General features: G+C 28.6%; 9 protein-coding genes. 7 read left to right on the top strand and 2 right to left on the bottom strand.

Annotation, left to right across the window (positions count from 1 at the left end):
* Positions 1–104: 104 nt before the first annotated feature.
* The 5 genes from I4U66_RS06170 to I4U66_RS06150 all read left to right on the top strand — a co-directional run bounded on the left by I4U66_RS06170 (position 105) and on the right by I4U66_RS06150 (position 9,000).
* Positions 105–806 carry an ABC transporter ATP-binding protein gene (locus tag I4U66_RS06170; protein WP_092925539.1) on the top strand — a complete coding sequence of 234 codons (702 nt, stop codon included), beginning with the start codon at positions 105–107 and terminating at the stop codon, positions 804–806.
* 10 nt (positions 807–816) lie between these two features.
* Positions 817–4,224 carry an FtsX-like permease family protein gene (locus I4U66_RS06165; protein WP_195928604.1) on the top strand — a complete coding sequence of 1,136 codons (3,408 nt, stop codon included), beginning with the start codon at positions 817–819 and terminating at the stop codon, positions 4,222–4,224.
* Between the two features lie 184 nt (positions 4,225–4,408).
* Positions 4,409–5,725, top strand: coding sequence for an FAD-dependent oxidoreductase (locus tag I4U66_RS06160; protein WP_195928603.1), 1,317 nt, complete (start codon positions 4,409–4,411; stop codon positions 5,723–5,725).
* 259 nt (positions 5,726–5,984) lie between these two features.
* Positions 5,985–7,901 carry an anaerobic carbon-monoxide dehydrogenase catalytic subunit gene (gene cooS / locus I4U66_RS06155; protein ID WP_195581531.1) on the top strand — a complete coding sequence of 639 codons (1,917 nt, stop codon included), beginning with the start codon at positions 5,985–5,987 and terminating at the stop codon, positions 7,899–7,901.
* 190 nt (positions 7,902–8,091) lie between these two features.
* Entirely contained in the window at positions 8,092–9,000 is a 909-nt protein-coding gene (locus I4U66_RS06150) for an SDR family oxidoreductase (protein WP_092925547.1), read from the top strand.
* 58 nt (positions 9,001–9,058) lie between these two features.
* On the opposite strand, the gene I4U66_RS06145 is transcribed toward I4U66_RS06150, so the two are convergent.
* The gene (locus I4U66_RS06145) at positions 9,059–9,616 is read right to left on the bottom strand and encodes a spore coat protein (protein ID WP_092925549.1); all 558 of its coding nucleotides are present in this window, start codon (positions 9,614–9,616) and stop codon (positions 9,059–9,061) included.
* A 443-nt stretch (positions 9,617–10,059) separates the two neighbouring features.
* Here I4U66_RS06145 and I4U66_RS06140 point away from each other — a divergent pair, with 443 nt between their 5' ends.
* Positions 10,060–10,569 (top strand): DUF2798 domain-containing protein, encoded by a 510-nt coding sequence (locus I4U66_RS06140; RefSeq protein WP_195238120.1) that lies wholly within the window; start codon positions 10,060–10,062, stop codon positions 10,567–10,569.
* Positions 10,570–10,814: 245 nt separating this feature from the next.
* Here I4U66_RS06140 and I4U66_RS06135 read toward each other — a convergent pair whose 3' ends face one another.
* Positions 10,815–11,369: a TetR/AcrR family transcriptional regulator C-terminal domain-containing protein gene (locus tag I4U66_RS06135; protein WP_092925553.1), complete on the bottom strand. Its 555-nt coding sequence runs from the start codon at positions 11,367–11,369 to the stop codon at positions 10,815–10,817.
* A 171-nt stretch (positions 11,370–11,540) separates the two neighbouring features.
* Between I4U66_RS06135 and I4U66_RS06130 the strand changes: the two genes are divergently transcribed.
* Positions 11,541–12,461 carry an alpha/beta hydrolase gene (locus tag I4U66_RS06130; RefSeq protein WP_195928602.1) on the top strand — a complete coding sequence of 307 codons (921 nt, stop codon included), beginning with the start codon at positions 11,541–11,543 and terminating at the stop codon, positions 12,459–12,461.
* Positions 12,462–13,151: the final 690 nt, after the last annotated feature.

The raw sequence follows: 13,151 nt of genomic DNA, 5'->3' as shown, positions 1-13,151 counted from the left end.
TAGTTTATATATTATTTATACTTAGTATTATAGCATTAAGCAAACAAGGTGTCTATTTAATAACATTTAGTATTTAATAGTCCATATAGATAGGGGAGGTATAGATGTCATATATAAAAATAATAGATGAATACAAAATATATAAGGTTGGGGAAAATACTATTGTAGCAAATAATGGTATTAACTTTTCTATAGAAAAAGGAGAATTTGTTATTATTCTAGGTCCTAGTGGTGCTGGTAAAACAACTGTACTAAATATACTTGGGGGAATGGATACTTGTGATGAAGGTAAGATAATTATTGATAACGTTGATATATCCAAGTTTAATAAAAAACAGCTTACAAATTATAGAAGATATGATGTAGGATTTGTATTCCAGTTTTATAATTTAGTTCAAAATTTAACTGCAAAAGAAAATGTGGAACTTGCTACACAAATTTCAAAGAATGCTTTAGATGTTGATAAAACTCTTGAGTTAGTTGGGCTTGGTCACAGAAAAGATAATTTTCCATCTCAATTATCAGGGGGAGAACAGCAAAGAGTATCTATAGCAAGAGCTATAGCTAAAAATCCTAAGTTACTTCTATGTGATGAGCCAACTGGTGCTCTTGACTATAAAACAGGAAAACAGATTTTAAAAACATTACAAGATACATGTAAAAATACAGGAACAACAGTAATTGTTATAACTCATAATTCAGCTCTTTCACCAATTGCAGATAGAGTTATAAGTATTAAAGATGCAAAGGTTAGAAGTGTTAAAGTAAATGAAAATCCTGTTTCAGTTGAAAATATAGAGTGGTAGAGGATAGAAAATGAAAAATAGAGCATATAAAAAATCAATAACAAGAGAAATATTATCTTCAAAAGCAAGATTTATTTCTATATTAGCCATAATCTTTTTAGGAGTTGCCTTTTACTCTGGAATTAAATCAAGTGGACCAGACTTAAAAGAATCCATAAATGAATTTTTTAGCCAACAAAACTTAATGGATAGCAAGATAGTATCTAGTATAGGTCTTAATGAAAATGATTTAAAGTTACTTGAAAATAATGATAAAATTCTAGATTACTATGCAACACATAGTATAGATGTAAACTTAACTAATACAAATAATGTTGTTAAGTTTATGGAGTATAATCCAAATGATGCTAACAATATAAATAAACTTATTGTTACAGAAGGTAGATTACCTAAAAATAGTGGTGAGATATCTTTAGATGAAAATGCTTTAAAGGAAAATAAAAATCTAAAAATTGGTGATAAGTATACAATAGAATCGGATGAAGACTCAAATAAGTATTTTAATAAGAAAACTTTTAAGATTGTTGGATTTGTACAAAGTCCTATGTATATAGATAACATGTCTAGAGGAACAACTAATGTTGGAAAAGGAAGTGTAGATTACTTTGCAATATTAAATAGCTCTGATATATCAATGGATATGTATACTGAAATATATGTACGATTTAAAAATGTAGAAAAACTTGGTGCATATAGTGATGAGTACAAAGAAAAGATGGAAGAAAATAATAAATATCTTGAAGATTTATACTCAAATAGAGTTATAGAAAGAATTGAAGAAATAAAATTAGAGGCACAAAAAGAATTTGATAAAGCTTATAAAGAGATAGAAGATGGTGAAAGAAAGCTTGAAGATGCTCAAAGGGAAATAGAAAATGGGAAAATAAAGTTTCTTGATGGTAAAAAGCAATATGAACAATTTGTGAAAAAGTACCAGCAAGAAATTAAATATGGTGAAAGAAAATTAATTGAAGGTCAAAAACAATTAGATAATGGTCAAAGGAAACTTGATAAGCAAAAAGAGCAATTTTTAGAGGGTGAAAAACAGCTTAATACAGCTAAAATTGAACTTGATAAGGCAAAACAAGAATTTTTAAACCAAGGAATTGATCCTACACAAAGTACAATAAAGTATAAAGATCAAATAGATGGTTTAAATATGTTAATTACAACATATAATACACTTTCAAATGATATGAAAGAAAGTGCAAATAACCTTAATGAAGGTGAAAAAATTTCAAATGAAAAAATTCAGTATTGGAAGAGTATTATATTTAATCCTAGCTTGGGATTAAATGAATTAAGCAATTTAATAAATAGTTTAGAAAAAAATCCAACAAACACTTCTTTAGCTCTAAATATTTCAAAAGAAATAGAAAATGCTAGTAAAAGTTTAAGTGAAAATAAAGCTAATCTAGAAACCTTAGTAGCTAGAATAACTCAGTATCAACAAGGGGTAAGTGCCTATGAAGGAAAAGTTATTGAATTTAATGAAGGAAAGGTTCAACTTGAAAAAGCTCAAAAGCAATTAGATAATAGAAAAGAAGAGCTTAAAAAGGGGAAAGAAGATCTTGTAAAAGGTAAAAAACAAGGTCAGATAGAACTTGATAAGGCTAAAAAAGAGCTTGACAATTCAGAAAGAAAACTTTTTGATGGAGAAAAAGAAATCAAGGAAAATAGAGAAAAACTAATAGATGGACGAAAAGAGATAGATAAAGAAAAAGAAAAATTAAATGGTTTAGATGATAGTAAATATTATTTCTTTTATAGAAATGATAATCCTGGTTACTCAACTTACAAAGGTTCAATTGACAGTTTAGATAAAATAGCTTCAGTATTTCCTGTATTTTTCTTCTTAGTTGCAGCACTTATATGCTTAACTACAATGACGAGAATGGTAGAAGAAAACAGAGTAGAAATAGGAACACTAAAAGCCTTAGGATATAAAGATTTAGAAATATCTAGAAAATTTGTAGTTTATGCAGCATTAGCTAGTACTTTTGGATGTGTAATTGGTATAGTAGTTGGAAGTAGTATTCTTCCATACATAATTAATGAAGCATATTCATCTACATTTACTTTACCAAAGGTTAAAATAAACTATTATCCATCGTATATAATTCAGTCTTTAGTAGCTTCAATACTTTGTACAGTAGGAGCATCATTAATTGTACTAAAAGAAGAATTAAGAGAAAATCCTTCTAATTTAATGAGAACAAAGGCACCTAAACTTGGTAAAAAGATATTGTTAGAAAGAATTACGCCTTTATGGAGTAGACTTAACTTCAATCAAAAGGTTACATTTAGAAATCTTTTTAGATATAAGCAAAGAATGTTAATGACAATACTTGGTATATCAGGATGTATGGCTATGCTTGTTGCAGGAATATCTCTTGAAAAATCTAATTCTTCATTTATGGACATTCAATTTGGTAAATTATTAAAGTATGATGCTATAGTAGTATTTAAGGATAAAAGTACTAAAAAAGAAGATTCACAATATGATAAAAGTTTAAATAACTTAAAAGGATATGAAAGTAGTTTAAATATTTATCAAGAGTCAGTCACTTTTAGTAAACCAGGTATAAGTAAGCAAGCTGCTACTATGTATGTACCACAAAATATAGATGAGTTAAATAAATATATATTATTAAATGATAGAGTAAGTAAAGCTAAGTATAAACTATCAGATGATGGAGTAATTATAAATGAAAAATTGGCGAAACTTTTAGGAGTATCTGTTGGTGATTATATGAATGTAACTGATTTGGATAATAATACTCATAAAGTTAGGGTTGATAATATAGTAGAAAATTATGCTGGTCATTATATATATTTATCACCATCATATTATAAAAAGATATTTAAAAGTGAACCAAGATATAATTCACAATTACTAAAGTTTAATTCAGATATAGAGGATGAAAGCAAAATAGCTACTACTCTTATGAAAAATGACAAGGTAGTAAATGTTACTCTTACTTCAAAGATAAGAAGCTTAAGTGAGTCTGCTGATTTAGGATTAGTTATGATAGTAATAATAGTTGCTTCAGGAAGTTTAGCATTTGTTGTACTATACAACTTAATAAATATAAACGTATCTGAACGTATAAGAGAGATCTCTACAATAAAGGTACTAGGTTTTTATGATAATGAAGTTGCAATGTATATATTTAGAGAAAATATAATACTAACAATATTAGGAATACTTGCAGGCTCATTTTTGGGTAAAATTTTATATGTATTTTTAGTAAGTACAGCAGAGATGGATAATATGATGATGATACCAACTGTAGATATTAGTAGTTATGTAATCTCTGGTTTAATTACCATGTTTTTTGCCATATTAGTTATGGTGATGATGTATATAAAATTAAAAAATGTAAATATGATTGATGCACTAAAATCTGTAGAGTAAAATTTATATTAAAGGGAGTCGGAAATTTCGACTCCCTTTAATATTTAAGAATATGTTAAGTTACTCATAATATATTTTTATATTTATGGCTTTAATTATATACTATAACAGTCTTAAAGTTATTAACATATTATAACATTACGTTTGGTTTTATAATATATAGTCAAAAAGAGGTGGAATTAATATGATTGAAGGATTAACAGGACTTGTTATAACTAAAGCAGATAAAATTTATAATATTGTTCGTAGAAATGCAAATTTATATTTTAACTACTACCCAAAGGTAATTGTATATCCTAATAACATAACAGATGTAGTTAATGCAGTAAATTGGGCAAGAAAAAAAGGTATAAATATTCGCTGTAGAAGTGGTGGTCATAACTATGAATCTTTTTCTGTGGCAGATGATGCTGTTGTTATAGATGTTTCTAATTTACTTGATTTTGAAATAGATACTAATAAAGGTTATATAAGAATAGGATCAGGGTACACCCAAGAACAACTTTATTCTAAGCTTGAAGAATATGGATTTGCATTTGTTGGAGGAAGTTGTTCATCTATTGGTGTTTCGGGAGTTACACTAGGAGGAGGAGTTGGATATTTACAAAGAGAATATGGGCTAGCATGTGATAATTTAGTAGAAGCACAAATAGTAGATGCTTTTGGTAGGATAATAACTGCCAATTCACATGAAAATAAAGATTTATTTGCTGCATTAAGGGGGGCAGGAAGCAATAATTTTGGAGTGGTAGTGTCGCTTACCCTTAAAGTACACCCAAATGATAAAGTAACAGTAATGAATGCTATGTGGCCTAAAAATAGTAGATATGAAGTAATTCAAGCATTTCAAAAAGTAGGAGAAGATTTAGATAATAGGTATACAATTAAGGTTACTATGACTAAAGACACTATTTTACTATATGGAGTAGGAGTACGAAGTACAGAAAAAGAAATGGAAAAAGCTTTAAGCCTTTTATTAAAAGTTCCAAATAAAATAAATTATACAACAAAATATATTACTTTTAATGAATCTGTACAGAAACGCCCAGGTTTTGTGCCTACACCAACAGGATTTAAAATTACAGGATTATTAGCATATAAGTCATTGGGAAAAGAACCTTGCCAAATAATGTTTAACTATTTAGACAATTCACCGCCCATACAGCCACCTATAAACATTGGATTTCTTCTATTGGGAGGAAAGATTGCAGAAAATAAAGATTTACCTAGCGCATATCCTCATAGAGGTGCTAAGATATTAGTACAAATTGATGCTCAGTGGACTCTTAATTATAGTATGCATGCTAATGATACAATTAGATGGGTAGACAATTTAAGAAAATCTTTACTTCCATATGCAGGATTTGGATATCTCAACTATTGTGACATTAATATCTCTAATTACTTATATAGTTACTTTGGAAATAATGTGCCTTGGTTAAAAATTGTAAAAGAAAAATATGATCCATATAACTTATTTTATTACCCTCAAGGAATATGATATTTTATAAAAATACTTGAAATCACTATGTTTTAATATAGTGATTTCTTTTTTTACTCCTATACAATCATTAAGTTGCATTTACCCCCTACTTTTTAAAAGTATTTGCCATAGCAATTATAATCACTGTATGCATATTTGTAAAAAAGTGGTAGGGTTTATATTCAATAACAAAATACAAGTATGTAAATAATATGTAAATAATATGTAAATAATACTAAATAATATATACATATAGAAAGGAGATTAATACAAAAATATGAGTGAAACAATTAGAGAAAGATTAGAAGGTCGTGTAAGTTATCACGATTCAGTTGAGGAAATGTTAAAGAGAATACAAACTGACGGCCTTTCAAGTGTGTTTTCAAGATGGGAGCCGCAAGAAAAAATTAGATGTAAGTTTTGTCTTCAAGGTTTAAGTTGTCAATTATGTACACATGGTCCTTGTAGAATTAATGAAAAAACAGGAGTTGATAAAGGCGTTTGTGGTATCGGGGCAGATGCCATGGCTATGAGAAACTTCCTTATGAGAAATATAATGGGTGCAGCTACATATGGTCATCATGCATTTGAAGCTTTTAGAACACTTAGAGCTACTGGGGAAGGTAAATCTCCATTTAAAATAAAAGATGAAGCTAAGTTAAAATGGATGTGTGAAAAAGTAGGAATAGATGCTAATCAAGATATTAATAAACTTGCTATTGAGTTAGCTGATTTTCTTGATAAAGAAATGAAAGTAGGTCCTGATCAACCTAGTATAATGACAGAAGCTTTTGCTCCACAAAAAAGAAAACCAGTATGGAAAGAACTTCATATTTATCCTTCTGGTGTTCAACATGAAGTTGAAAACTCAATTGCAAGCTGTTTAACAAATGTGGATGGAGATTATGTATCACTTGCTACAAAAGGTCTTAGATTAGGATTATCTACTATATATACAGCACAAATAGGACTTGAAATGGTACAAGATATATTATTTGGAACACCTATGCCTCATGAAGTTAATGTTGACTTAGGTATAATGGATCCTGACTATGTAAATATAGTATTTAATGGACATCAACCTTGGGTAGGAGCACTTACAATAGAAAAACTTAGAAAAGGTGAATATAAAGATGAAGCTATAGCTGCTGGTGCTAAAGGTATTAGAGTAGTTGGCTCTATTGAAACCGGACAAGAGTTGCTACAAAGATATGAAGTAGACGATGTATTTGTTGGCCTTATGGGCAACTGGTTGGCTATAGAACCACTACTTGCAACAGGTACTGTAGATGCTATTGCTATGGACGAAAACTGTTCACCACCAGCTATAGATCAATATGCTGAAAAATATCAAGTAGCATTAGTTAGCATAAGTACAATAATAGGTGTGCCTGGTACAGAACATAAAATGCCATATTATCCAGAAAAGGCTAATGAGATGTCAGATAATTTAATTAAAATAGCAATAGAAAACTTTAAGAAAAGACATGGTAAAATTGAACCTATGGTACCTAAACATGTTACAAAAGCTATCGCAGGATTTTCAACAGAAGCTGTTTTAGGTGCCCTTGGGAACAAACTTGATCCATTAGTTGATGTAATTACAGAAGGTAAAATAAAAGGTGTTGTTGCGCTTGCAAACTGTTCTACATTGAGAAATGGTCCTCAAGACTGGAATACAGTTAATATAACAAAAGAATTAATAAAAAGAGATATATTAGTAGTTGCTGGAGGTTGTGGTAATCATGCTCTTGAAGTAGCAGGATTATGCAATTTAGATTCTGTAGAAAAATATGCAGGGGAAGGATTAAAGGAAATATGTAATATGCTTAAGATACCTCCTGTACTAAGTTTTGGTACTTGCACTGATACAGGTAGAATATCAATGCTTGTTACTGCTTTAGCAGATCACCTTGATGTTGATATTCCAGACCTTCCAATAGCAGTTACTGCTCCAGAGTGGATGGAACAAAAGGCTACTATAGATGGTATATTTGCAGTAGCATATGGAGCATATACACATTTATCTCCTACTCCATTTGTTACTGGTGCTCCTAATCTAGTAAAACTTCTTACAGAAGATGTTGAGAACCTAACAGGTGGTAAAGTAGCTTTAGGAGATGATCCAGTTGAAGCTGCAAAGGCTATAGAAGCTCATATAATAAGCAAAAGACAAAAACTTGGACTTAAATAATATTTTGTAAAAATGGTGTTTTTAATAAATAAGCTATATTTTAATACAGTGTTAAAAATATAGCTTATTTATTTTTATTGAATTAGTACATTTATTTATAGGATATTTTATCATAAGTAAGCATAATTATTAATATAATTTATATTGAATTAAATTTTATTTATAAATTAATAAATAGAGGTGGTGCTATATGTATCCAGTTTATAAAAGTATTGGGAAAAAGGAAAAATGCGAAAAAGTAAAAGTATTATTTCCACCACAGCATCAAGAGTGTCAGCCTGGATTAGAATATCTTATGGAACCAAGACCTATATCAGATAATCCATATTACAGAGGAAGTTGTAAATTACAAGGGAAAGTAGCAATTATTACTGGTGGAGATAGTGGAATCGGAAGAGCAGTAGCTTATGCATTTGCTAAAGAAGGAGCAGATATTGCTATTTCATATCTTTGTGAACATAAGGATGCAAATGAAACTAAAGCTTATATAGAAGGATTAGGTAGAAAATGTATATTAATACCTGGGGATTTAAGAGATGAAGAAATGTCTAATGTTGTTGTTGAAAAGACTCTAGAGTGCTTTGGGAAAATTGATATATTAGTCAATAATCATGGAGTACAGTTTATTCAAAATAGTATACTAGACATTACAGCTAAACAACTAGATGATACATTTAAAACTAATGTATATGCTTTTTTCTATATGACAAAAGCTGCACTTCCATATTTAAAAAAAGGTGCATCTATAATTAATACAACTTCTATTACAGCTTATAAAGGAGAGCCACTCCTTATAGATTATAGTGCAACTAAAGGGGCAGTACTAACATTTACTAGATCTCTTTCTCAGTCATTAATAAGTAAAGGCATAAGAGTAAATGGAGTAGCACCAGGACCTATTTGGACTCCTTTAATACCATCTTCTTTTTCAGCTGAACAAGTAGAAACTTTTGGCAGTGATACTAGTAAAGTTCCTATGAATAGAGCAGGCCAACCATTTGAAGTCGCTACTAGTTTTGTATTTTTAGCTAGTGATGATTCTAGTTATATGTCTGGTCAGATTTTACATCCTAATGGTGGAGCTATAGTTGGATCTTAACTTATAAATAATATATAAAAAACACTCATATTTAATAAATATGAGTGTTTTTTATATATTATGAATTTAATTGCTGTACTTCATTATAAAGAGATCCGACTTTATCTATTTCTGTCTGTGGTGCAGAGCATAAAGGATAGAATCCTTTTTTAATTAACCACCCAGATACTTCATAAGCATGATTACAAGCCATTGTAAAGGCATCTTTTAAGAACTCTCTTAATACTGGATTAGTTGCTTCCATTGAACTCCAAGCATATTCTCTACCAGCTCTTTTTAAAGTTAAAAGATACCCTGTAGCTATTTCTCTATCATTTAATTGCTGGATATCTGTTCTAGGTGTAACTGGTATTGGTTGTACAGGAGATGTAGTAAAGTCCTGCAAGTTTATTTTTAACTGAGGTACATTTAATTTTTCATTAGGTGCACTAGCTTCTTTAACAAATCTTACCTTAAGGTTATAATCCTGTATATGAACTGGGAATTGAGCTTCAACCATAGCTTTTAGTTCTGGATCTGTAATTTGGTTTTTATATAGTGCCATATTTGTTATACTATTTACACAACTTAAAATTAGTTCGTGTAAATTATGTAATTCTGCTGGTGTTAATTGCATAATACATTTCCTCCTAAGTAAATAAAATTTTCTACATTATTAATATTCCAAATTAAATAAAATTTTTACATGGTAAATACTTCTTAAGTAAAACTTTTTACAAATAAGTACAAGTAAGAATATAGTAGTATCAGAAATATTGAGAAAATCTGAATAAAACTCATAGAAATGTTTAAATTGACTTTTTATAAAAAATATAATAAACTAAAAAAGTAATTAAATATTAAACTAAAAGAAACGACACATGTAGTGCATTGCACGTAAATCTGATTACGGTACAAAATTCTCATATGTGTCTTTTTTATTACAAAAAATAAAATACTGAAATAACTGACACATATGAAGCTTTCTACGTAATTTAGATTACGATATAAATGCTTATATGTGTCTTTTTATTGTTTAAGTATTAAAAAATATTTTATTAAAAGGAAGGAGCATATTATATGCCAACGACAAAATTACAAAAAATATTTTTCGCTTTTTTTACTGTAATGATAACAGTACCTTTATTTGTGTTTTACAACCTTGCAATTGAAATAGGAGGTATGTCTAATCAAGTATTTATAAAATCACTTAAGATAATTCCAGTTGAATTTGTATTTGCAATCATATTAGAAATACTTATAGCAGGTCCACTTTCAGAAAAAATAGCTTTTAGTATTGTAAATCCAAGAGAAGAAAAGCCATATATAATTACTACAGTAATGATATGTTCAACAATAGTATTAATGTGTCCGATGATGTCATTTGTAGCAGCATTTTTATTTCATGGTATAACTGTAGAATTTATTACACAATGGATGCAAAACATAGTAATTAATTTCCCATTTGCATTCTTTGCGCAACTATTCTTCATACAACCACTTGTAAGATTTATTTTTAGATGTGCTTTTAAGAATCAGTTAAATAAAGAAACGAACTATAATATAAGTGAAACAATTCAAAATTATTAAATATAACTAATTTATATTTTATTGGGGGAAAAAATCCGATTCGGGGGTTGGTAAAAACAAAAGAGTTAGATAAAAATATTTATTTATCATATTTTTATCTAACTCTTTTTTAGTTTTATTAATAAAGATTAAATTACTTATTTAGTTTTATATATTATAGTAATTTAATAAAAGAATATATTGTTTATTTTTATGTTATTACTCACAATTATACTATACATTGTTAAAATACATGATGAAGTATTTTAATGTGAATATAGGGAGATATTTTGAGCAAGCAATTCTCCAACTTGTTTTGCTATTTCATCTGTACTAAAATTTAATTCATCTAATATAAATGATTCTATAATTCCTAGTACAGCCATACTTAAAAATCTTACAAGTATTTCTGTATCTTTTTTATGAGTTATCTTATTTATTTTTTTACTTAGTTGGTTCATCATGAAATCTAGAAGCTGCTTTCTAAATGAAACAGTGCTTTTACTCGAAAACAAAGCCGAAAAGAAATCTTTATTTTGCTCAAAATAATTAAACCAAATAACCGTTCCTTCTATAAATCCTTTTTCTTTTTTTTGTGCACAAATTTCTTCTAATTCCTTTAATTGCTGATTGACGATTGTATCTAGTAAGTCATATTTATCTAAATAATGTAAATAAAATGTCTTTCTACTTATATCAGCTTGTTCAGTAATTTTTTTAACCGTGATTTCATCAAATCCATCTTTAATCAACATTGTTAAAAATGTAGACTGAATTAGTTTTTGTGATTTTATAATCCTTCTATCTATTTTACTATTCATATAAAAGACTCCTTTTATTTAGTATACACAATTTAAAAAATGTGTATTAATACACAAAAATATAAATCTGGTAATTGAAGTGATTCTATTTATAATATAGTATAAATATACACGAGAGTATTAAAACTCACAAGTGTATATTTTATAAATTAATAAAAGGTGGTAATAAATATGAAAATAAATAAGAAAAATGTAAAATTTAATGCACGTGGTTTACAAGTAGCAGGTATTTTAAATATACCTGAAAATGCTGAAGAAAAGAAACAAAATCCTGCAATTGTTTGTGTTCATCCAGGAAGTAGCTGTAAAGAACAAACTGCAGGTATCTACGCCCAAAAACTTGCTGAACTAGGATATGTAACTATTGTATTTGATGCATCATATCAAGGAGAAAGTGAAGGAGAACCTAGATATATCGAAGAACCAGCTGCAAGAGTTGAAGATATCCGCTCAGCAATAGATTATCTAACAACACTTGATTTTGTAGATGAAAATCGTATTGGTGTATTAGGAGTTTGTGCAGGAGGCGGTTATGCAGTAAATGCTGCTATGACAGAGAAAAGAATCAAAGCTGTTGGTACAGTAGTGGGTGCTAATATTGGCCGTGTATATCGTGAAAGTAGTGATCCTATAAAAACATTAGAAGCAATTTCTAAGCAACGTACTGCTGAAGCTCGTGGGACTGAAACAATGATTACAAATTGGATTCCTAAAAATCAAGAGGAAAGAGAACAAGCAGGTATTAATGATATAGATATTATAGAAGCTGTTGATTATTACACAACTTCAAGAGGTCAAAGTCCTAACTCTCCAAATAAGTTAAACTTTACTAGTGTAGCATCAGTGATAGCTTTTGATGCTTTTAATTTAGCAGAAAGTTTACTAACTCAACCTTTACAAATAATTGTTGGTGATGTACAAGGAGCATTTGGCTCATATAGAGATGGTCATGAACTTTATAATAAAGCAGCTTCAAAGAAAAAGGACTTATTCATTATTGAAGGTGTAAGTCACTATGATTTATACGACAAAGAAGAGCTAGTTAGAAAAGCTGTTGAAAAATTAGAAGCTTTTTATAAAGAAAATATCTAATCGAACATAGTATAAGAAGAATCATTAAAATAAGTAATAAATAGAAATTAAGTAAATGTCTTAAGGTAATTAATGAAAAGTTCTTAGTATACTAATCAATATAGCATTAGAGTTATTTAATAACAATTTTAATATTTTCACACCTTTACCTTATTCATTTTTGGAAGTAGTTTTTTGTTTTAGATAATTAGAATAAATAGAGATGAACCGTATCACAAGTAAGTGATACGGTTTTATTTTTAATATATAAAATTATAAAAATTATTGTCTCTAAGCATTTGGGCATGTTTACAATTAATTAAAAACTTCTTTAATTCAGTTAAGCATAAGAATAAAATAGCTCTATTCTCAAATTTCATTCTATATTAATAAATGAAAAACTAAAGGTATTTTTCAAATAAAAGTATATAAAATATACATCTGTAATTTACAGGTGCTTTTCATTTGTAATTTATTGTAAAAATTTAGGAAAAAGTATTGAATTAGGAAAAATAATATGCTAGTATACAAGTATATAAGGAAGGTGGAGGTACAATAAATGAAATTACCATTTAATATTGATTTAAATAATAAAGTAGCTGTAGTAACAGGTGGAACAGGAATACTTTGTGGGGCTATGGTTGAAGCTTTAGCTAAATGTGGAGCTAAAGTAGCTATACTTGCACTTGGAAAAGAAGCTTGTGAAGCTAA

This window comes from Romboutsia sp. D33t1_170424_H2 (genome assembly GCF_015669105.1).
GTDB lineage: Bacteria > Bacillota > Clostridia > Peptostreptococcales > Peptostreptococcaceae > Romboutsia_C > Romboutsia_C hominis.
Note: the sequence above shows the minus strand (reverse complement) of the source record. Positions and strands in the feature narration are given on the sequence as shown.